This is a genomic window from Streptomyces sp. SID12488 (assembly GCF_010548275.1).
Lineage (GTDB): Bacteria > Actinomycetota > Actinomycetes > Streptomycetales > Streptomycetaceae > Streptomyces.
On the sequence record NZ_JAAGLT010000045.1, the window covers coordinates 21,744 to 41,882 of the forward strand.

A 20,139-nucleotide genomic window follows, 5' to 3' on the forward strand; every position below is an offset into this window, starting at 1 on the left:
CCTCATCTACACACGCGCCGACGGCTACCAGTTCACCGCCACCGCGGGGACGGGACACCAAGGGAGCACGGGACGCGCCGACGCCGCTATCCCTCGGACACCAGCATCGAGGAATGGGCCCTGCTGGAGCGGCTGCTGCCCACACCCGCCTGCCAGTTGGCCTCGGGCGGCCACCCGGAGAAGTGGCCTCGCCGTGAAATCGTCGACGCCATCCGGTACGTGGTGGATACGGGCTGCAAGTGGTGGGTCCTGCCAGCGGACTTCCCGCCCTTCCAGACGGTCTTCGGGTTCTTCAGTCGGTGGCGCGCGGCCGGCATCTTCAACCTCATCCGCGACCAGCTCAGGCGCCTGGTCCGCCGCGTCTTGGGAACCTCCCCGCACCCCGTGGCCGTAGTGATCGATTCGCAGTCCGTCAAGGTCGCCGCCACCGTCCCCAGATCCACCTCCGGATTCGACCCGGGCAGGAAAATCCCAGGCCGGAAGAGACACATCGTCGTCGACATGAAAGGGCTGCTGCTGTTCGTCATGGTCACGCCGGCCGACACCCACGACGCCGTCGCGGCCAGGGAAGTCCTCCTCCGCCTGCGTCTCATGCAGCTCCCCGACGGTCAGGAACGGTTCAAGCCGCGTGATTTAAGACAGAGCAGTCCGGCTTGCTGACCAGATGGCGCTGGAGGACCCGGCTCCGTTCCGGTGCTGTGAAGACGCGCTGCCGTCGAGCTCAGCGGCGGGACATGTAGAGGTCGAGGGCCTTGTGGAGGAGCTTGTTGAGCGGGAAGTCCCACTCGCCGAGGTATTCCACGGCCTGGCCGCCGGTGCCGACCTTGAACCGGAGCAGGCCGAGAAGGTGGTTGCTCTCCTCCAGAGTGTCGGTGATGCCGCGGAAGTCGTAGATGCTCGCGCCGAGTTCGTGGGCGTCGGTCATCATCCGCCACTGGATGGCGTTGTTCGGCTGGACCTCGCGCTTGCGGCTGGTGGAGGCTCCGTAGGAGTACCAGACGTGCTCACCGACGGTCAGCATCGTTGCTGCCGCGAGTACTTCGCCCTCGTGGTGGGCGAGGTAGAGGCGCATGCGGTTGGGGTCCTCGGCCGTCAGTGCGGTCCACATACGCTGGAAGTACGCCAGTGGTCGCGGGATGAACCGGTCACGTTCGGCGGTCTCGACGTAGATGTCGTAGAAGGAGGGCAGGTCGTCGTAGCCGCCGCGGACGACCTTGACGTCGGACTTCTCGGCCTTCTTGATGTTGCGGCGCCACTGCTGGTTGAGGCCTCGCTGGACGTCCTCCAGCGACCGGTCTGCGAACGGGACTTGGAACACATAGCGCGGCTGGCCGGCGGCGAAGCCGTCCTCGTTGCCGGGCTCGGTCTGCTGCCAGCCCATCCGGCGCAGCCGGTCAGCGATGTCGAAGGCCCGCGGCTCGTGCACGGTGGCCTCTGCATCACGCAATTGTCTGGCCTGCGGGTCGGCGATCGCGGCCTTGACCGCCTCCGCACTCCAGCGGCGGGCGACGATGGGCGGGCCCATCTTCACCGAGAACGCGCCCTGAGCCTTGAGGTAGGCGAGCATCGGCTCCAGCCATCGCTGAAGATCCGGCGCGTCCCATTCGATGACGGGCCCTTCAGGCAGATAGGCAAGGTACCGCTTGAGCTTCGGCAATGGCCGGAACAGCACCAGCCCCACGCCGACGAGGCGGTCGTTGCCGTCGTACCACCCCAGACTCTCTGCCCGCCAGTCCGGCTTCACATCACCCCAGGAGGGGACCTGCATGTGACTCGCCGAGGGCCGGGTCGCGACGAAGGCCAGGTGCTCCTCGCGGGTGATCGCCTTGAGGCGGAAACTCATGGGCAGTGCTCCTTTGCTCGGCGCATCAGCCTACTGAGGTCACTGCCGTGCATCAGCCCCGTCCACTCCGGTTCGTCGGAGCAGACGCTGCACCGCGCCGTGTTGTGTCGTTCGGTCTCGGTGGCCTGGAAGCGTGGCTTCGTAACCGAAGAGCGGGCAGCACTTGTCGATCACAGAGCCTCGAAATGTCGATGAGAACCGACCCCGCGGGAGGACGATCCCTAGCTCGGTTTCCAGGCGGTGAGCTGGAAGAGCCGGGCAGTGTGCATGTAGGGCGGCCGGGCGGTGGTGGCGAGTTCGAGGCGTTCGAGGGCTGCGTAGAAGTCCGGGTCGTGCTTGCGTGCGTCGTCGGTGATGTAGTCGCAGAAGCTGCGGATGCCGTAGTGGGCGATGTCCCGGCAGCCGACCTCCCGCAGAGTGCGGATGATCTCTTCAGCTGTGTGGAGCGTCAACACCGAGTTGAACATCTGCGTCCGCGCCTGATCGGTGTCGAGTGCGGCGAGCGCCGCCGCGGGGTCCATCTCCCGGACGGCGATGTTCAAGGGCGTCGAATGCCGGTTGATCGCCATGACGGAGACCAGGCCCCCGGCCTTCAGCGGGGAGAGTGCCGAGGCGAGAGCGCTTGGGACGTCGTCCATGTATTGCAGGAGGTTATGGCAGAGCACGACATCGAATTCCCCGTTGGCGAGGTCGCGGGGCAGATCGGTCGCGTCGGCCTCGACGCAGTTGATCAGCTCCGTCACGGCGCCTGCCACGGCTCGCTCAGTGGCCGCTGCGAGCATGGCGGGTGCGTAGTCAACGATGGTGACATGGTGCCCGCGGGCCGCGAGGCGGATCGCGTCTCCGCCGTCGCCGCCGGCGAGGTCGAGTATCCGAAGCGATTCGCCGCCCACGTCGCCAAGATGACGGAGCAGGTTTGCCTCAGCGATCGAATAGCGCAGTCGGCCCCAGGGGGCGTCCTGCCACTCCTGCCAGGTGGTCATCGAGGTGTTGAACTTCTCAAGATCTTCAGCCATCTGGCGACGATAGCGGCCTGGCGTCCTTGGCCGGTGTTGCGGCACAGCCAGTAGTGGGGAAGGTCAGCCGCTCATCCAGCCGTGCTCCCTATGCACCGCCTCGGTCTCGTCTTCGCCGAGCCACTCGAGTGTGAACCGTCGGCCCCGCAGCCGGAAGGACCCCGAGGACCAGTCCTCAAGCTCCTCATCGAGCTTGTCAGCACCAACGACCCCGTCCTCGAACACGGGCATTTGCTGTGTTGCACGGACACGAAACACTGCCCACTCAGGAAGCTCTCGCGGCTTCACCCACCGCCTTCGCCAGACCGGGCCTTCCCGGCACCACCAAGTGGTGACTCGGGTCAGGAACACGCCGACCTGTTCGTCCCCGTCCATAAGGCGAGCAGCAGCGTGGCGATAAGGGTCGAGTCGGACATCCGTAGGTGGCTCCGGCCGCTGGCGTCTGGACACAGGCACATTATCCCTGACGATGTATTCGGCCCGCGGTGCAGGCGGAACCCGCCCCGAGGTCAAAGACACCCACTTACCGGGAACCGGACGTCACTTCACGAACCGTCCTCTCAGGGCCGCGCATAAGGCGACCTACCCGTCACTACCTCACGTCAGACCGGCCATCTCCTGCTCACCGCCCCTGAAAACCTGCGCCCGAAGGAAACAAGGCTGCTGGAGAAGATCACCGCGGTCTGCCCGGAGCTGACCGCACTCGCCGATCCCGCCCGCGGCTTCGCCGCCCCGCTCAAACCGGCCGAGGGCAACGGCGCGAAGCTCGCCGAGCGGATCACAGCCGCCCGCGCCGTCGACATGCCCCACCTGCGCAGCGTCACCACCGACTACGGGCCAGAGTCGAACGTTTGACACTCCCGGAAATTGTCCACCCCACCGTTGTCGGCGATGAACTCCCCGGCGTACAGGTAGTGCCAGTTGCGGGTGTTGTAGTAGGCGGTGAGGCCCGCGAGGTGGTCCGGTGTGCGTGGGTCGAAGGTCACCAGGGTCTGGAACGAGCAGCGCGCGGCGGTGACCCGGCGGGCGACGAGACTCGGGGACCGGCCGGCCTGGACGTGGCCGGGCAGTACACCAGGGTCTCCGGCTACCAGCGGGCCCGGACCGCGCTGAAGGAAGGGCTGGACTTCACGGCGGTCTTCGCGGGCGCCGACATGGTGGCCGTCGGCGCTCTGGCCGCGCTGCGCGAGGCCGGTCTGGACGTGCCCGGTGACGTGTCCCTGGTCGGCTTCGCCCACGTACCTTTCGCCGCCGACCTGGCGCCCGCGCTCACCACGGTTCGCGTGCCCTACGAGGACCTGGGACGCACCGCGGTCCGCTTGGCCCTGGAGCGGGAGAGCCGCCTGGCCGACGGCCACGTGGTGCTCAGTACGCAGTTGGTGATCCGGAAGTCGGTGCGGTCACCGACGTAGCGTCGGTGCCGGGTGCTGTGGATTTTCCCGACGACGAGTTGCCGTACGCCGCCGACCGGAAGCAGATGGAAGCTGTTCACCGCGCTGCTCGGTCTGGCGGTCTCCGCGATCACGCTCGTTCGTTCACGGCGATCGTGGAGTGACTGTGGGGCCGGCCCCGGTGGAGGGAGGGGACGTTCACCGCGCCGACTTTGATCGACCGCCGACTGTTCGGCGTGGTGGTGACGGGCCGTACCGCGCACCAGCTGCTGCACAAGGCCGTCGCGGCCCGCGCCCGCCGGGTACGCAAGGCCAGGGTGAGGGCGATGGAGGAAACCGACGAGGGGGCAAGGCCGGGGCCGGGCCCCCTCGCTGCTGGTCGAACACCTGCGCAACGGGATGCTCGCCGCCCCGGACAACCTGCTCGGCATCCGTGGTGGCGGAGGAGTCGGTGTCCGGCGTGAACGTGCACCCGAGGAACGTCACGCCGGCCATGCGCAGCCCAGCCGGCACCCCGCCCCGCTCACGCAGGTTCAGTTCGCGGAGCCACCACCCGCTCAATCGGGTCGCTGGTGGGCCTCGCCCCGACGGTCGAGGCCCACCAGCGACCCGACCTGGACACCCGCCCGTCCCGTCCACGCCCGCCGCGCCTGCGGTTGCGCCTCACGAGCGCGGCCTGGCGCCGGCCGCCCGGTTCAGAAGGCGTGCGCCATCAGTTCCGCGAACAGCGCGTGCTCGTCGACATCGAGGCCCCGCGAGCGGAACCAGCCGCAGATGTTGGTGCAGTCGCGCTGGAGGAAGCCCATCGCGTTGAGGTTGCCGACCAGGTCGACGATCTGTGGCAGGTCGATGATGACCAGCCGCTCGCCCGCCGCCAGGATGTTGTACGCCGAGAGGTCGCCGTGCACGACGCCGTTCTGCACCATCGTCGCGAGCGCGTCGGTGAGCTGCTCGAAGTACGCCGCCAGCAGCTCGGGTGAGGGCCGGACCTGGGCGAGCCGGGGCGCGGTCTGGACGGCGCCGTCCTCGTCGACGATGGTGATCCACTCCATCAGGATCTCGGTGCCGTCGATCTGGACCGGGTAGGGAACCGGCAGCCCGAGGTTCCACAGCCGCACCAGCGCGCCCCACTCGGACACCGCCCACTCGCCGGCCGCGACCTGCCGGCCGAAGGTGCTCTTGCGCTTGACGGCCCGCTCGTCACGTGAGCGCTTCATCGAGCGGCCCTCGGTGTAGGACGCGGCGCGGTGGAAGGTCCGGTGTTCGGCAGAGCGGTACCGTTTGGCCGCCATGACCACGCCGGCGGCGGCGTCGAGCGGGTCGGCGCGCTCGACGAGGTGGACGTCGGCCTCCTTGCCGGTCTTGAGCACGCCGAGCTCGGTGTCGATCGCGCCCTGCGAGGTCACCACCCAGGCCGGGAGCGGCTCGGGGCCTCGGCAGAGGGGTTCGACGCTCAGCCAGGTCGACCAGCGTTGGCCGTCCTCGAGGTCGTCGTAGGAACGGAAGTCGAAGACGAACCGGTCGTCGATGTCGCCCAAGTCGTCCCGCGGCGTGACGCGGCGGTAGGCGTCGGCGCTGAAGTCGTCAGGAGATACGGGGTGCTGAGGGTATGGCGAGAGATTGTCGTGAGACATCGCTGAAGGTGCTCCATGAGGCGAGAGGAAGGTGGTCTGCGGGCAAGCCGAGGACAGTCGTCGTCACGGTCGTGCCTCCTCTCGTGGAGCACCGGACGGCTCCCGGTGTGCCGCCCATGGTGAGGGGCGGACACGGGCAGCGGCAACCGAATAAAGCCGGCCCACGTCCAGCGGCCCCATCGTCGCCGGAGGATTCCGGTGTGATCCTCCGTACCGGGCCCGGATCGGCCCTGCTCGGGCTGACGTTGGCCGGGTTGTTGCCGGCCTTGACCTGAGGTGGCCGAGTGGGCCCCGGCATTCGGCGCGAGCGGGATGGGAATCCCGTACTCCTTACACACGCACCGATGAAGTTCAGCCCCGGTTACCGGCCGCCTTTCCGCACTCCGGGTAGAACGTGCGCAGGCCCGAAGGGGGGCATCGTGCTCGGGGCATCGCCATCGGTCCGACCGGGGTGCCGTGGCCCGATTCCTTGCCGAACGCGACGGTCAGTCGAGCCCCAATGTGGGAGGGGTCGGAGACGCGGTCTGCGCGGCCGTCGCCGTCGATGTCCGCCAGCAGATCCCCTGACGGCGTCACGCACGAGGGGACCGAGGGGCTGCCCGTGGGATGTGGAGGTGCTGCTTCGACGGCTTCACCGCAGGCGCCGAGCAGGACCACGGTCGCTGCCAGGGCAGCCGCCTGCCTGAACAGCTGTGCACGTCCGCTCGGATGGCTTGGTTTTCGCGTGATTTGTGACAAGTGCCATTCAGGCAATGGGGGATGACCGGCTGAAGCGACGGGCGTAGGCGGCAAAGTCGCCAGGAATGGCCGAGCCTGCTGACTCGCAGCATGTGCCGATCGAGGACCCCGAGCCGGGTCGGACCTTCCGTCGTCCCGTCGGCCTCCCGGGAGTGCTTGAGTTCGAGTGATCGTCGCAACACCCCAGCTCAGGGGATGCGACGGATTTCAAGATCCAGGACCGTTCGATCAAGCAGGTGGTCGTGCTCCGACGGAGGAGCACCATGGCTTGGCGGTGCTGCTGCAGGCGGCGGCACCGTGGGCCGGGGCGGAGGGTGCGCGGGTGGTGACGGTATGCTTACCTGTCGGCCCGGAAGCCACGTCGTGCTTTCGGTAAGGGGTGTCGGAGGGAGAGGGAACCGGTTGGGTCGAGTTCGGGTGTCAGGGGGAGGCGATGGGATGCGGCAGGCAGGTGTACTCGATGTCGGGTGTCACAGTGCTCTGCTGACGGTGGTGCGGCGGCGTCCGGGTGCGGTGCTGGAGCCGGTGTTCTCCCGCAAGGTTCGGCTGAGACTGCACGAGACCCTCGACCGCAAGGGGCGTCTGGACAAGGTCGGTGTGAGGAGTGTCGAGCGGGCTGTGGCCGAGGCCGTCGCCGCCGATCCGCGTCTGCGTGGACCGGAAGTGTTCGCGTTCGCGACCTCCGTCATCCGGGACGCGCCCAACCGTGACGAGGTCATCGCGCGAGTGGCGCGCGCTACCGGCACCCGCCTGCGTGTGCTGACCGGCGAGGAGGAGGCACGGTTGGCCTACGTGGCCGCCCGCCAGTGGGCCGGCCCGACAGCTGGGCAGTTGCTGGTCCTGGACATCGGAGGGGGCACCGTGGAGATCGCCTCCGGCACCAGAGACCAACCCCGCGTCGTCCACTCCCTGCCGCTGGGTGCTCGCAGGATCACCCGGGACTGGCTTTCCGGCGGCACAGTGCCGTCCCGACGTCGCCTCGCAGAGATCCGGCACCACCTCCGCCAGTCCCTGGAAGCCGTCCCCGGCCTGCCGCAGGCCGAGCGGGGTGGGCGGGTGTTGGCCTGCTCCAAGACCTTCGAACAGCTTGCCCGGCTCGCCGCCGCCCAGGGCAGGACACCGAGCACAAGACGGCGGCTGACGCTGTCCCAACTGCGCACGTCGGTCCACCTGCTGGCCGACGCGGCACCGTCCCACCGCGCCAAGCTGCCGGGCATCTCCCGGCACCGTGCCGAGCAGTCCCTGGCCGGATCCTTGATCGCCGAGTCCCTCATGGAAGTGTGTGGGGCCAAGAGCGTCGAGATCTGCCCCTGGTCCACGCGGGAAGGGCTGTTGCTCGAGCACCTCGGCGTGGCTCCCACCCCGGTCGGCCGTCCTCGCCTCGTCGGCTGAGCCCAGCGGACACGGTCTCCCGAAGGCTTCCCCAAGCTCGGTATCCACCTCCTGGATGCGCCGCCTGTCACCCTTCCACTGCTCGCCCCTGCAGCGGGCACACCGGCCGTGAACCAGCAGGAATCCTTTACTGCGTCGGAAGGGGCGTCGGGCATCCGCTCGATGAGATGGCCAACCAGCCCCATCAGAAAGCCTCTTATGTGAGATCGCCGTGCGTGACCATGACCTTCTGCAAGCCCGGTGGCCCACTGATACAGCCGCGCCCGGCTCTTGTTCACCGCTACGGCGGCGACTGGTCGAACCGGCCCTGGCCTTGGTGTTGGGGCTGACCTGAGTCAGGACTGCAAACGCACGTCAGCGGGGCATCCGGGCGGAACGGGCCTCCCTGCTCCGGCCGGTCTCCTGGGTCGCCGCAGCGGCGGCCAGCGCGAGCAGCAGTCCGACGACACCGACGATGACGTTATGGCCAGCGTTTCGACGGCAGGTTGAGCGACGAACTGCGCCACCGCGCCCCCGCCTCCGGGAAGGTGTCGCTCCCGTCTGTGCAGGTGATCCCTCACTGCAGAGACGAGGAGGCGGCGTTGGACCTCCCCAGGCATCGCGCCGCCTCCTCGTCAACGTGCGCCGTCTACCCGCAAAAGCCCGTCCCATGCCAACAGGTGCGTGCCTGTGCGGTGACCATGTCCATGGCCTCTGTCCGCCCCACCATCCAACAGCGCGGGACCACCGCCAAGAGAGGGCTGTCGGGGCTGGGATACGGAGAAGACGTTTGTTCGCGCGGAATCGGTACAGACGATGAGCTGACACAGTCCTTATGTGAGGAAGCGGAGGAAACCATGGGCATCATCGCGTGGATCGTCATCGGCCTGCTCGCCGGCGTCATCGCCAAGGCTCTGATGCCGGGCAAGGACCCGGGCGGCATCATCATCACCATGCTCATCGGTATCGCCGGTGGTCTGCTTGGTGGCTGGCTCGGCAAGGTGATCTTCGGCGTCGACTCCATCGACGGGTTCTTCGACATCTCGACCTGGATCGCCGCGATCGTCGGCTCCTTCATCCTGCTCGCCCTCTACCGCGTCGTCACCGGCAACCGGCATTCGAGCCGTCACGCCTGACCTGCTGACGGCAATACGCGTGCGACTCGCTGGACGGCTCCCTCCTGTTCACAGGACGGGAGCCGTCAGCCTGTCAGGAAGCAACAGGCCATACCGGCTTGGGGTGAACTCGGCAAGGTTCGCGCGGACGGCATCGAGGGCTGGATTCCCGCCCAGGTGTCGGAGTCGACCACGAGGACTTGACGGAGATCCAGCCCGCCCTGAACAAGTTGGCCCGGCCGATCGCGGGCAGGCCGAAAGCCACTTCGGAGTGTGAGTACGTCCCCACTCCACCCGCTCCGCAGCTCTCAGCCACACGAGGAGCGGGGCTCGCGCGGCGCGCGGGTAGCAGGCCCTTGGACCAACCGCCCCCGGGGCTGACGAACGCAGAGCGGATGTCGGTCGGCCTCGTCGTGTTCCTCAAGAATCAGCTCCAGGAGGCACGCTGCCGCCCTGGCTTGTCACCGGCCAGGACCGTTCGCCGGCCTCGCAGTGGTAGCAACGCGCGATGACGCCGTCGTGGTTGTACCACTCGTGCGCGCCGCAATCGTCAGCGCCTTTCCCGGCGATCCCGCGAGCGACCAGGAACCACGGCAGGCCGCGCCGTAGCCGGGCCCGCCACCGATACCTACCCTTGCGTGTCATGCCGCAAGGCTACGGAGTCACGCAACGTGCTTACCCGGCCAACGTTGCACGGCAAGCCACCGGCCTCCGGGGACGGAGATCATCGGCATCGTCGTGAGCCGCTGGGTTACCCGCTCCTCCAGATCGGCGGCGAGCATCAGGAGCCGTACCTGGAATGGGCCGAGCGGAAGCTGCTGCCCGCCCTGCGTGAACTGTGAGAGGACGAGGACAACCGTCATGACCACGAACCGCGCTGCGATCTTCGACGTCGACGGAACACTCGTCGACACCAATCACCTGCATGTCGTCACCTGGTGGGAGGCGCTCCGGCAGGCCGGCCACCATGTCCCCATGCGGGAGATCCACCGCGCCGTCGGCCTCAGCGGCGGCGACCTGCTGGACCACCTGCTCGGCGACGACCGCGCGACCGACGGCGACGAACAGGTCGTCGCGGCCCACCACGCCCTCTACGCCACGTACTTCGAGCGGCTGCCGGCGCTGGACGCGGCGGGCGACCTGCTGCGCACGCTGGCCGGACGGGGCTGGAAGGTCGTCCTGGCGACCTCGGCGAGCGGCGCGGAACTCTCCGCGTTGCGACGTGCCATCGGCGCGGACGAGGTCATCCTCGGGGCGGCCAGCGCGGACGACGTCGGCCAGGGCAAGCCCGCCCCCGACCCTGTCCGGCAGGCCAGGGAGCTCGCCGGTGTGCCCAGTGAAGGGGCCGTGTTCGTCGGCGACACCGTCTGGGACATGGAGGCCGCCCTACGGGACGGGGTGACGCCCCTCGCGGTACTGTCCGGCGGAATCCCACGCGCGGACCTGGAGGGCGCCGGCGCCCAGGCGGTGTACCGGGACCCTGCCGACCTCCTCGGCAGCCTCGACGCCAGCGCCTTCGCCGACTGGAAGCGACCTGATCCTGCGGCGGTACGAGCTCTACGAGGTCTACGAGGTCAGCGATGAGGGCGTCATCGTCGATCCGCTGTCGGGCGGCGGGGCTGCCGTTCTCAGCGTGCAGCACGCGCAAGATCTAGTACTGGTCGACCAGGTCCTTCGACACTGCAGGGTGAGCCATCAGCACCAGAGGTCTGCGTATTTGAGCATTCGACGACCGGCTCGTGATCAGCGGCTCAGCCGACGGCCACGACATCGTCGTGTCGACCGCGCACGCCGTGATCTTCACGCCGTTACTGCAGTGCGTGGACGGTGGCTGAGAACACCGAGGGCATCCGGGATGCCGCAGGGACGATGAAGCGGGCGGTACCGGGCCGGCGGCCGACGGCCAGCAGGGCTCCGGTCAGCAGTCGGTGGCGTCGGGTCAGCCGGGCCCAGGCGTGCTCGTACTTGTCCGGTTGTCCGGCGGCCAGGCAGCGGACGGCAGCCCCGGCCGTCGCCAGCGCGAGGGCGATGCCCTCGCCGGTGAGAGCGTCCAGGTAGCCTGCGGCGTCGCCCACGAGCAGCACACGGCCGGCGGTTCTGCGCCGCACCCGTTGCAGCATCGGTCCGGCGCCGCGTACCTCCGTCGCTGCCGGTCCGTCCAGTGACCGGGTGAGCGTCGGGAAGGCGGCCAGGTGCTCGTCGTACCCGCGACGGCTGCGGCTGAGGACCGCGATGCCCACCAGGTCGTCGCCCACCGGGGTCACATACGCCTCGCCGTGCCGGGACCAGTGGACTTCTACGAAGTCCGTCCACGGTTCGACGTGATAGTGCTGACGCAGCCCGTAGCGACCGTGGGGGCGGCCCGGCAGTTCCAGCCCCAGGCTGCGGCGCACCCGGGAGTGCAGGCCGTCGGCGGCGATCAGCCAACGGGCCGTGATCCCGGCGGCGGTGACCGTGTCCGCGTTCTGGCACACCTCGCCGACCTTGCCCGACAGCATGCGGACACCGAGGCCGAGAGCACGCTGATGCAGTGCGGCCTGCAGCGTCGTACGCCGGATCCCCAGCCCCCTGTGATCGCTGAAGGAGGCTTCGGCGCGGACGGCACCGTCCACGTAGCGGATGCCGCGCAGTTCGCGGCCACTGACCTCGATGCCCAGTGCTCGCAGCGCGGCAACACCGCTGGGCATGATTCCTTCCCCGCAGGCCTTGTCCACAGGAGTGGTCCGGGGTTCGACGACGACGGCTTCCAGGCCGGCGAGCGCCGCGTGGATGGCGGCGGCAAGTCCGGCGGGTCCGCCGCCGGCCACCAGTACGTCGATCACGCCGACGTGGGTGTGGTTGGCGTGGCCGCGGCGGCCAGCGCCCGGTTCTCGCAGCGGATGCGTACGGTGAGCAGGACGGCGTTGAGCACCGTGAACACGGTCGCGGTGACCCAGGCGGTGTGCACCATGGGCAGGGCCACGCCCTCGGCGACGACGGCCACGTAGTTCGGATGCCGGAGCCACTGCCACCGGTAGGGGCCGCCCGTCACCAGCGCCAGACCGGGTACGACGATCACCCGGGTGTTCCAGCGGGGTCCCAGGGTATGGATGCACCACCACCGCAGCGCCTGGGCACCCGCGAGTACGGCCAGCATCGGCCAGGCCAGGCCGGGTACGAAGGGGCTGTCGGCCAGCCATACCTCGGCCGGGCAGGCGATCAGCAGGCCGGTGTGGAGGGCAACCATGGCCGGGTAGTGGCCCTGCCCGGTCACGGTCGCGCCGCGGGCGGTGCTCCACCGTTCGTTGCGGCGGGCGACGACGAGTTCGGCGACGCGCTCGGCGGCGACGGCGGCCACCAGCAGTCCGTACCAGATCATATGTCCTTCGTGTCCTTCTTGTCCTTCGACGGTCCGAACTACCAGCGCAGCAGGACGAGTTCGCAGGCGAAGCCAGGCCCCATCGCCAGCAGTACACCCGGCGTGCCGGGCGGCGGGCGGCGTTGGGCCAGGGTGTCGCGCAGTACGTGGAGCACCGATGCCGAGGACAGGTTGCCGACGTCGGCCAGGTGACGCCAGGTCACATCGAGTGCGTCGTCGGGGAGGTCGAGGGCTTCGGTGACGGCTTCCAGGACCTTGGGACCGCCGGGGTGGCAGACCCAGGCGGACACGTCCTGCGGCTTGATCCCGTGGTCGCCCAGGAACCCCTCGACGTCATCGGCGAGGTATCGGCGCACCACATCGGGGACCTGCGGGTCGAGGACGACCTGGAAGCCGGTGTCCTTGATGTCCCAGCCCATGACACGTCCGGTGTCCGGATACAGGTGGCTGCGGGTGTCCACGATGGTCGGGCCGGCGGTCTGTTCCGGGTGGCCCGCGCGGTTCGCACCGTAGGCGACGACCGCGGCGGCGCCGTCGCCGAACAGCCCGGTGGCGACCAGGTTGGCCATGGAGGCGTCGTTGCGCTGAAAGGTGAGGGAGCAGAGCTCGACCGAGAGCAGCACCGCCACGTGCTCGGGCCGGCCCAGCAGGTAGTCGTGCATACGGGCCAGGCCGGCGGCGCCACCGGCACAGCCCAGGCCGAACAGGGGCAGCCGTTTGACGTCCGGCCGCAGTCCGAGGCGGCCGACCAGCCGTGCGTCGATCGAGGGGGTGGCGATGCCGGTGACGGAGGTGAAGATCAGCAGGTCCACGTCGGCGGCGGTCAGGCCGGCCGTGTGCAGAGCGCCTTGGACGGCGTCGGCGCCCAGGTCGGTGGCAGCGGTGATGAAGACATCGTTGGAGGCGCCGAATCCGTCCAGTTCCCCGTAGCGTTCGAGCGGCAGCGTCATGTGACGTGAGCCGACCTTCGCGCTGCGGTGCAGCCGGTCCAGGACCCCGCGGTCAGTTCCCTCGGGCAGGCAGGTACGGGCCACCATGTCGGTGATCTCGGACTGGGTGCGACGGTGCGGTGCCAGGCCACCGTGAACTGCGGCGATCCGCGTCATAGGGTTCCCGTCCGGTTACCGACTGGGGGAGTTGCTCCCCACGTGTTCCCCGGACCGGGGCTTCGACACCAGGGATCGCCCGTCTGGCTGTTCGTCACGGGGCACGTGTGCCAGCCGGGAGGGGTCCGGGCGCCTACCATCGGCCGGGTGGGCACTCCCGAGCAGTCGACGACCGGCGCCCCTGAGACGAGTTGGGCCGCCCGGGTGGCTGGTCTGGCCGGGGCGTGCCACCCCGGGCCCGTCGTGGCGGTCACCGCCTTGATGGCAGCGCTCGCCGTCACCGCGGGCCAGGGCGCCGCGCGTTGTGTCCTGACCGCCGCCGCCGTGCTGACCGGGCAGTTGTCCGTCGGTTGGTGCAACGACGCGTTCGACGCGCGCCGGGACATCGTCGCCGGCCGCCGGGGCAAACCCGTCGTCGACGGCACGGTCGGTGTGACGGAGGTGTGGGTGGCCGCGTATGCAGCGCTGGCGCTCTGCGTGCCGTTGTCGTTGGCCTGTGGTCTGTGGGCGGGCGCCGTTCACCTGGCCGGGGTGGCGGCGGCATGGGCGTACGACCTGCGGCTGAAGGCGACAGCGTGGTCCTGGGCACCTTACGCAGTGGGCTTCGCCGGCCTCCCGGCGTTCGTCGCGCTGGGCTTGCCGGGGCAGCCATGGCCGGCCTGGTGGGTTGTCACCGCCGGGGCGTTGTTGGGGGTTGGCGCCCATCTGGGTGACGCACTGCCGGACATTCGTGGGGATCTGGCGATGGGCGTGCGGGGATGGCCGCAGCGGCTGGGCCCGGACCGCGCACTGTTGCTCTTGCCGGTGCCGCTGGTGGCAGCGTCCGCGGTCCTGGTGCTGGGGCCCGCCGGGCCACCCGGCAGTTGGGGAGTGGCGGCGCTCGTGGTGACCGCTCTGATCGCAGTGGCGGGGACGGTGCTGGGACGCCGCTGGGAGCGCTTGGCGTTCGCGGCAGCGGTCGCCGTGGCAGTGGTGGACGTGACGTTGCTGCTGGTAAGCGGCACCGGGATCGCCTGACCACGCAGGGGATCGTGATGCTGTCGCGGATCTGCCGCCGGTGTTCAGGACAGTCGGACGCTCCTGCGTAAGGCGGCCAAGCATTTCGCCGGGGAGACGAACTGGGGAGGAGCCGCTTCCAGTTCGTTGACGGCGGGAGGACGAGGTCCCGGCCGAGGTGATCCGCGAGGTCGACGGCGAGTCCGACGGCGCTTACGGCCCCCCGCGCGTGACTGCCGAGCTCCGCGAGAAAGGGCGGAGGATCAATGAGAAGGGGGGGCGCCCGGATCATGCGGACGTTCTCCATCACTGGCATCCGCCTGCGCAGACGCGTACGCACCACCATCCCGGACCCGGCAGCTTCGCCGGTTCCGGACCTGTTCCAGCGGGTCTTCACCGCCACCGAGCCGGTGCGCAAATACATGGGCGACATCACGTATTTCCCGCTCGCAGGCGCGGAGTTCCTCTATCTGGCGACCGTTACTGGACAGCTTCAGCCGTAAGGTCGTCGGTTGGTCCATCGCCGACCACATGCGCACCGGCCGGGTCGCCGACGTACTGCGGATGGCGGCCTCGACCCGTGGCCGTCTGGACGGTGCTGTGTTCTACTCCGACCACCGGGCCCATACGGGTCCCGGGCCTTCGGCGGCCTCTGCGACCAGCCATGGGTCACACGGTCGATGGGTGCGGGTGGTACCAGCGCGGACAACGCGGCCTGCGTAAGCTTCCACGCCTCCCTGAATCGCGAGACCCTCCAGGGTGCCCACGACTACGGCGACGCCGACACCCCACCGCTAAACTCACGCTCGCCGCGTGATCAGTAACCGCGTGCCCACCTTCACGGGGGAAGGCCCGATCGTTGATGACACAGGATTCCGTATCGAACCAACCGGTGCGTCTCGATGAAGTGCACACTTTGGGCCAGTTTCATCGGCTGCAGCAGCAAGCGCAGCGTGTTGACTTCCCGGACGCCCCTTCGTCCTGCCGGAAGGCCTTCCTTGGGCAGATGATCCATCCGAGACCCGGAAACTCCGTGCTGGCCTGGGGCGCGTGGGTGGGCGGTCGGCCGGTGGGAGTGTGCGCGATCGGTGTGCCACGAGCCGACCAGCGACTAGCTGCGGATGTCCTGCACTTCGTCGTCCATCCGGATGTCCGTCGGCGAGGTGTCGGTGGTCGGCTCCTGGCTACGGCCACTCACCATCTGGCCGGACTCGGCCTCCAGAAGTTGACTGTCTTCACGTCCGGCCCGGCGGACGGCGCGGGCCCCGGCGATGCGTTCGCTGATGCCACCGGGGCAGTGCGCATGTTGCGATATCAGCGGATGTCCCTGCTGGTAGACCCGTCGCCCAGGCCGACCACCGACGGTGAAATCAGTATTGGATATGAGCTATTGCATTGGCGTGGTGGCGTCCCCTCGAAGCATCGGGCAGCGTTTGCCGAGATGTCGTCCCGCCTCGCGGCGGAGGAAGCGGCGCGTTCCAGCGCCAGTCAGACACCTGAAAACTTCGACGAGGAAAAGGTCCAGGCGCTTTACGCCGCCCTCGAAGTGTGGGGTTACCGCACCTATCTGACCGCCGTACGGCACCGGGACACCGGCCTGCTGGTCGGATACTCGGCGCTTGGCATGGCCGACTCGCACAAGCAGCATGCGAGCCAGTGGGACACCATCGTGCTCCCGTCCCACCGCGGCCGGGGCCTGGGCGCAGTCCTCAAACGCGCGAACCTTTCGTGGACCATTCACCATGAGCCCGAGCTGACGACCGTGGCAACATGGAACGCCGCCGGGAACGCGGCAATGCTGCACGTCAACGAATCGTGTGGGTTCCGGGTCGACCAGAGCGGAGCACTGCGGGAATGGACCCTTCCTGTGAAGCTGTCGGAGTGCTGATGCTGGAGGGCGTCTGAAATGCCTGTGTGCGGGCTGGTCTTACGAGGCGGCGCAAGAGGAGCACGGCCATGGAGAGGTAGATGGCGATCTCGAGCAGACGCGCAGGCATTCGTAGTCCTATGACAGGCGGTGGCACCGCCCCAGCCAGGCGAATGTCCGCTCCACGTCGGCGGATCAGGCGGTCTTCACAGGCCGAAAGGTTGGCGAGCTGGGCGCGGTCCAAACCGCAGCGACGCGAGTGAGCCGTGGGTGGGCGGGCGGGCGCTGCGGTCGCGCAGCAGCAGGCGGCTGTGAGTTGGGTCGGCGGGATCGCTGAGACCGTGGCACGCGAAGTGGGCGATGGCTTGGTGCGGCAGTAGATCGAGGACCTTGGCGCCGGTCGGGCGGGGTGACGGAGCCGAGTGTTCTCTGCCACCTTGATGAAACGGAGTGGCCCGCGCGGACATGCATGGCGTCACAGCGGACAGGAGACGCTTTCCTTGCTCTCCATCTAAGGCGGCACCGTGACATCCTCCCCGAGCGCCCCCGCAAGAACTGCCTTTGCCGTGCGGGCAGCCGAGGCCGGCGATGATCTGCCGTGGATCGAGGACGGGAGCAAGGTTGCTCCGACGGACGCGCGGGCATTGTCCAGGTTGTTCCTGGACCGGCTGCAGGTCCTGGAGGAAGGCACCCGTGAGTACCAGTACGCCCGCAATACGCTGATCGAGATGAACCTCTCTCTGGTCGGCTTCGCCGCGCGCCGGTTCCGCAACCGGGGCAGCGGTGAGATGGAGGACGTGATACAGGTCGGCACGATCGGCCTGATCAAGGCCATCGACCGGTTCGACCTGTCGCGTGGGGTTGAGTTCACCTCCTTCGCGATCCCCTACATCGTCGGCGAGATCAAACGATTCTTCCGCGACACCACCTGGGCCGTCCACGTCCCCCGGCGTCTGCAGGAACTGCGTGTCACGCTCGCCAGGAGCAAAGAAGCTCTCGCAATTGTGCTGAACCGACAGCCCACGGTGAAAGAGCTCGCGGCCGATCTGAACCTGACCGAGGAAGAGGTCATCGAGGGCCTCGTCGCCTCGAACGGCTATATCGCCGGTTCTATCGATACTCCCGGCAGCGACGACGAGTCCGATGCCAAGGGACCGCGGTACGCAGAGACCATGGGTGAAGTCGACCCCGCCCTGGACCTGTTCGAGGACCTGCACGCGCTCGCCCCACTGCTGCAGCAGCTCGACGACCGGGAACGGTACCTCCTGGAGATGCGTTTCGGCCTGGAGATGACCCAGGCCGACATCGGCCGTGAACTCGGCGTGTCGCAGATGCACGTCTCGCGCCTCCTCTCACGCACCCTCACCAAACTCCGCGTCGGGCTGCTGAGCGTATGAGTGACCGCCCAATCTCACACTCATCCGCACCGTATCGAAAGGACCGCCGAGCATGAACGCCGAACAGGACCCTCTTCACCAGCCCTCCGCGCCGATAGTGATCGAGCCGGTGGTGGATCTGCAGCTGCAGATGCTGATCCGACTGATCGGGCAGGACGCAGAGGCAGCCCTGCCGCTGACACTGGTCGTGGCAGGCGGGTTCCTGTACGGCGACTTGATCTCCCACGAAGCATGGACGGCCGAGTGGGCGCGCAGCCTGCGCACAACCGATGGCCCTGGCGCTGCACTGCTGGAACGATTTCCTGAGCAGGTGGACCAGGCCGTCGCGGACAAGCAGGGGCACCCGGCTCCGCAACGGCTGCCCCAGTGGATCCACCTGCGTGATGCCATCGGCCTCACAGGGGCACGTAGGCCGCTCCGTATGCCGCTGTGGCGGGGCCGACTCGCTGACGTGTCGGGTTGGTCCTTGGGCAGACCCGACTGAGCGCGCTGTGCGGAGTGTTCGACGCCGAAGACGGCCGCCCGGCCAACGGGATCGACGGACACCAGCGCAAGGCCAGGCATATGTCCCACGACGTGGGGCCCTATGGGTTTCGCCAAGTTGATGGGGCGGCCCGGGATTAGTGGGAGGTGCCATCACTGAGCTTCGCGAAGAGCACCTCGGCTCGTTGTCTCGCGAGGCAGAGTAGCGCTCGGGTGCAGTGCCTTCCCTGGCTGGTCTTCTTGTTATCGAACTCGGAGAAGGACGACCCCGCCGACGTTCCATGCCCAGTCGTACGGGGTGCCGTCCACCCCGCAGCGGATCTGGTGCAGGCGCAGAAGCTTGTGGTCCACGATCCCGTCGAGGGGCTGGAACACGCCCAGGCCCAGGAGGAATCCGGCCCAGGCGTGGGCGTCGGCCAGGGCCCGTCGGCGGCGCAGATCAGCGTAGAGAAACAATCCGGCGACGAGGGCCAGCACCTCACTTGTAGCCAGCAGGGCGTCGGAGAGCAGGCCCACACGGTTGGTGGAACGGTCGTAGAAGTGGTGCCGTCCCAGGAGCTGGTGGAAGACGATCTCGTCCACCGCGGCCATGCCGATCAGGGCGCACACGGCAAGAGACCTGCGGGGCTCCGGACACGGATGGGAGCAAGGTGCAGAGGGCTGAATCACTCGTGGCAACTCTCGCTCGGATTCCGGCAAGGATTGCCGACCAGTACGGCGAGAGGCGACGTGACGATGCTCGGCGAGAAGGTCGAGCAGGTAGTCATGGAGCGTGCCGCGCGGACATGATCCTGGACGTCGGCTGACGGGGCCGGCAGCTGTCGCGTGCAGTCGGTTCGTTGTGTTCGGGAACAAGCGTGGCGACGCCCGCCGATTCGTTTGGCGTCCACGCAAGGGGAACCCGGCTGCCCATGAGCTCAAAACCTCGTCGCCGTCTGCTCGGCAGAACCGGACCCTGTGGCTACTGGACCGCCTGGAACGTGAGCCGCGTGCCGATGCGGTGATCGACGCGCTCCTGTCGGCAATACGGTCCCTACCGCTGGGGCGGGCCGGGATGTGCTGCACGGCAGGTGGCTGGGGCATCCGGTCCATCCGCTGTTGGTGCAGGTGCCCACCGGCAGCTGGTTGTCCGCGGCAGTACTGGACCTGCGCCCCGGCCGCTCCCGCGAGGCGGGCCTGCTGGTCGGAGTCGGGCTGGCCGCGGCCGTACCTGCGGCACTGACCGGCGCGGTCGACTGGGCGGAGCTGCACCGTCCGCAGCGGCGTGTCGGGCTGGTGCATGCCGTTTCCAACACGGTGGCCGTCGGAGTGTACGCGGCCTCGCTCGCCTGCCGGCTCAAGGGACACACCACGGCAGGCCGGACGTACGGTTTCCTGGGCCTGACGGCGGTCTGACTCGGCGGCATGCTGGGCGGTCACATGGCGTACCGCCAGGCGTCCGGCGCCAACCACGCCGAGTTCCCGGCCGGTCAGCCGGGACGGCGCAGCGTGGACGACGTGCCGGTCCTGGTGGTACGCGAGCCGGGCGGGACGATTCACGCGCTGGCCGAGCGGTGCCGTCATCTCTCTGGACCGCTGTCCGAGGGCACGATCGCGGACGGATGTGTCGAGTGCCCCTGGCACGGCAGCGTCTTCGGCTCTCGGACGGCTGGAACGTGCGCGGTCCCGCCACCGCGCCCCAGCCTGCCTTCGACACCCGGATCGTCGATGGGCACCTTGAGGTGTGCCTGCGCCAACAGGAACGGGAAGCGCACGTGACCAACGGTGGGAAGACGGAGCGGGAGACAAGCGGATAGGGAGCGGGTACGGGCCATGGGCACGGCA

At 68.5% G+C, this 20,139-nt stretch carries 19 protein-coding genes and 3 pseudogenes; 12 read left to right on the forward strand and 10 right to left on the reverse strand.

Annotation, left to right across the window (positions count from 1 at the left end):
* Positions 1–75: 75 nt before the first annotated feature.
* A pseudogene (locus G3I56_RS39675) lies at positions 76–591 on the forward strand (IS5 family transposase); the annotation flags it as partial.
* A gap of 130 nt (positions 592–721) precedes the next feature.
* On the opposite strand, the gene G3I56_RS39680 reads toward G3I56_RS39675, so the two are convergent.
* The 5 genes from G3I56_RS39680 to G3I56_RS44445 form a co-directional block, all read right to left on the reverse strand.
* Positions 722–1,843 (reverse strand): peptidoglycan bridge formation glycyltransferase FemA/FemB family protein, encoded by a 1,122-nt coding sequence (locus G3I56_RS39680; RefSeq protein WP_164417918.1) that lies wholly within the window; start codon positions 1,841–1,843, stop codon positions 722–724.
* Between the two features lie 221 nt (positions 1,844–2,064).
* Positions 2,065–2,859: a methyltransferase domain-containing protein gene (locus tag G3I56_RS39685; RefSeq protein WP_164417920.1), complete on the reverse strand. Its 795-nt coding sequence runs from the start codon at positions 2,857–2,859 to the stop codon at positions 2,065–2,067.
* A 63-nt stretch (positions 2,860–2,922) separates the two neighbouring features.
* Positions 2,923–3,090, reverse strand: a complete 168-nt coding sequence (locus G3I56_RS39690) for a hypothetical protein (protein ID WP_164417922.1) — start codon at positions 3,088–3,090, stop codon at positions 2,923–2,925.
* Between the two features lie 366 nt (positions 3,091–3,456).
* Positions 3,457–3,669 carry a hypothetical protein gene (locus G3I56_RS39695; RefSeq protein WP_164417924.1) on the reverse strand — a complete coding sequence of 71 codons (213 nt, stop codon included), beginning with the start codon at positions 3,667–3,669 and terminating at the stop codon, positions 3,457–3,459.
* Between the two features lie 20 nt (positions 3,670–3,689).
* A complete protein-coding gene (locus G3I56_RS44445) occupies positions 3,690–3,845 on the reverse strand; it encodes a hypothetical protein (protein ID WP_343240194.1) in 156 nt (51 codons plus the stop codon).
* 66 nt (positions 3,846–3,911) lie between these two features.
* On the opposite strand from G3I56_RS44445, the pseudogene G3I56_RS39705 reads away from it, so the two are divergent.
* A pseudogene (locus tag G3I56_RS39705) lies at positions 3,912–4,271 on the forward strand (substrate-binding domain-containing protein); the annotation flags it as partial.
* A gap of 674 nt (positions 4,272–4,945) precedes the next feature.
* Here the strand turns inward: G3I56_RS39705 and G3I56_RS39710 are convergent.
* Entirely contained in the window at positions 4,946–5,884 is a 939-nt protein-coding gene (locus G3I56_RS39710) for an RIO1 family regulatory kinase/ATPase (protein ID WP_164417926.1), read from the reverse strand.
* Between the two features lie 1,176 nt (positions 5,885–7,060).
* Here G3I56_RS39710 and G3I56_RS39715 point away from each other — a divergent pair.
* From G3I56_RS39715 to G3I56_RS39730, 4 genes are all read left to right on the forward strand, one after another.
* Positions 7,061–8,014, forward strand: coding sequence for a hypothetical protein (locus G3I56_RS39715; protein WP_164417928.1), 954 nt, complete (start codon positions 7,061–7,063; stop codon positions 8,012–8,014).
* Positions 8,015–8,850: 836 nt separating this feature from the next.
* Positions 8,851–9,129, forward strand: coding sequence for a GlsB/YeaQ/YmgE family stress response membrane protein (locus G3I56_RS39720; RefSeq protein ID WP_164417894.1), 279 nt, complete (start codon positions 8,851–8,853; stop codon positions 9,127–9,129).
* Between the two features lie 650 nt (positions 9,130–9,779).
* Entirely contained in the window at positions 9,780–9,950 is a 171-nt protein-coding gene (locus tag G3I56_RS39725) for a hypothetical protein (protein WP_164417885.1), read from the forward strand.
* A 19-nt stretch (positions 9,951–9,969) separates the two neighbouring features.
* Positions 9,970–10,692: an HAD family hydrolase gene (locus G3I56_RS39730; protein WP_164417930.1), complete on the forward strand. Its 723-nt coding sequence runs from the start codon at positions 9,970–9,972 to the stop codon at positions 10,690–10,692.
* Positions 10,693–10,916: 224 nt separating this feature from the next.
* On the opposite strand, the gene G3I56_RS39735 is transcribed toward G3I56_RS39730, so the two are convergent.
* The 3 genes from G3I56_RS39735 to G3I56_RS39745 are packed head-to-tail and all read right to left on the reverse strand — an operon-like array spanning position 10,917 to position 13,572.
* Entirely contained in the window at positions 10,917–11,930 is a 1,014-nt protein-coding gene (locus G3I56_RS39735) for an FAD-dependent monooxygenase (protein WP_164417932.1), read from the reverse strand.
* Positions 11,927–12,466, reverse strand: coding sequence for an isoprenylcysteine carboxylmethyltransferase family protein (locus G3I56_RS39740; RefSeq protein ID WP_164417935.1), 540 nt, complete (start codon positions 12,464–12,466; stop codon positions 11,927–11,929). The genes G3I56_RS39735 and G3I56_RS39740 overlap by 4 nt, the downstream gene beginning before the upstream one ends.
* 38 nt (positions 12,467–12,504) lie before the next feature.
* Positions 12,505–13,572, reverse strand: a complete 1,068-nt coding sequence (locus tag G3I56_RS39745) for a 3-oxoacyl-[acyl-carrier-protein] synthase III C-terminal domain-containing protein (protein ID WP_164417937.1) — start codon at positions 13,570–13,572, stop codon at positions 12,505–12,507.
* A 147-nt stretch (positions 13,573–13,719) separates the two neighbouring features.
* Here G3I56_RS39745 and G3I56_RS39750 point away from each other — a divergent pair, with 147 nt between their 5' ends.
* The 5 genes from G3I56_RS39750 (at position 13,720) to G3I56_RS39770 (ending at position 18,316) form a co-directional block, all read left to right on the forward strand.
* A complete protein-coding gene (locus G3I56_RS39750) occupies positions 13,720–14,589 on the forward strand; it encodes a UbiA family prenyltransferase (protein ID WP_343240195.1) in 870 nt (289 codons plus the stop codon).
* A gap of 269 nt (positions 14,590–14,858) precedes the next feature.
* Positions 14,859–15,071, forward strand: coding sequence for a hypothetical protein (locus tag G3I56_RS39755; RefSeq protein ID WP_164417939.1), 213 nt, complete (start codon positions 14,859–14,861; stop codon positions 15,069–15,071).
* Between the two features lie 359 nt (positions 15,072–15,430).
* Positions 15,431–16,456, forward strand: a complete 1,026-nt coding sequence (locus G3I56_RS39760) for a GNAT family N-acetyltransferase (protein ID WP_164417941.1) — start codon at positions 15,431–15,433, stop codon at positions 16,454–16,456.
* A 545-nt stretch (positions 16,457–17,001) separates the two neighbouring features.
* Positions 17,002–17,832, forward strand: coding sequence for a SigB/SigF/SigG family RNA polymerase sigma factor (locus G3I56_RS39765; RefSeq protein WP_343240196.1), 831 nt, complete (start codon positions 17,002–17,004; stop codon positions 17,830–17,832).
* 52 nt (positions 17,833–17,884) lie between these two features.
* Positions 17,885–18,316 carry a hypothetical protein gene (locus tag G3I56_RS39770; RefSeq protein WP_164417945.1) on the forward strand — a complete coding sequence of 144 codons (432 nt, stop codon included), beginning with the start codon at positions 17,885–17,887 and terminating at the stop codon, positions 18,314–18,316.
* A gap of 242 nt (positions 18,317–18,558) precedes the next feature.
* Here the strand turns inward: G3I56_RS39770 and G3I56_RS39775 are convergent, their stop codons facing one another.
* A complete protein-coding gene (locus tag G3I56_RS39775) occupies positions 18,559–18,906 on the reverse strand; it encodes a DUF2243 domain-containing protein (protein WP_164417967.1) in 348 nt (115 codons plus the stop codon).
* A 373-nt stretch (positions 18,907–19,279) separates the two neighbouring features.
* Here G3I56_RS39775 and G3I56_RS39780 point away from each other — a divergent pair.
* Positions 19,280–20,111 (forward strand): annotated as a pseudogene (locus tag G3I56_RS39780) (Rieske 2Fe-2S domain-containing protein).
* Positions 20,112–20,139 lie beyond the last annotated feature (28 nt).

Coding starts and splice junctions, on each gene's coding strand:
- G3I56_RS39680 (WP_164417918.1), bottom strand. CDS start 1,843: ATGAGTTTCCGCCTCAAGGCGATCACCCGCGAGGAGCACCTGGCCTTC.
- G3I56_RS39685 (WP_164417920.1), bottom strand. CDS start 2,859: ATGGCTGAAGATCTTGAGAAGTTCAACACCTCGATGACCACCTGGCAG.
- G3I56_RS39690 (WP_164417922.1), bottom strand. CDS start 3,090: ATGCCCGTGTTCGAGGACGGGGTCGTTGGTGCTGACAAGCTCGATGAG.
- G3I56_RS39710 (WP_164417926.1), bottom strand. CDS start 5,884: ATGTCTCACGACAATCTCTCGCCATACCCTCAGCACCCCGTATCTCCT.
- G3I56_RS39715 (WP_164417928.1), top strand. CDS start 7,061: ATGCGGCAGGCAGGTGTACTCGATGTCGGGTGTCACAGTGCTCTGCTG.
- G3I56_RS39720 (WP_164417894.1), top strand. CDS start 8,851: ATGGGCATCATCGCGTGGATCGTCATCGGCCTGCTCGCCGGCGTCATC.
- G3I56_RS39730 (WP_164417930.1), top strand. CDS start 9,970: ATGACCACGAACCGCGCTGCGATCTTCGACGTCGACGGAACACTCGTC.
- G3I56_RS39740 (WP_164417935.1), bottom strand. CDS start 12,466: ATGATCTGGTACGGACTGCTGGTGGCCGCCGTCGCCGCCGAGCGCGTC.
- G3I56_RS39745 (WP_164417937.1), bottom strand. CDS start 13,572: ATGACGCGGATCGCCGCAGTTCACGGTGGCCTGGCACCGCACCGTCGC.
- G3I56_RS39755 (WP_164417939.1), top strand. CDS start 14,859: ATGCGGACGTTCTCCATCACTGGCATCCGCCTGCGCAGACGCGTACGC.
- G3I56_RS39760 (WP_164417941.1), top strand. CDS start 15,431: ATGACACAGGATTCCGTATCGAACCAACCGGTGCGTCTCGATGAAGTG.
- G3I56_RS39770 (WP_164417945.1), top strand. CDS start 17,885: ATGAACGCCGAACAGGACCCTCTTCACCAGCCCTCCGCGCCGATAGTG.
- G3I56_RS39775 (WP_164417967.1), bottom strand. CDS start 18,906: ATGGCCGCGGTGGACGAGATCGTCTTCCACCAGCTCCTGGGACGGCAC.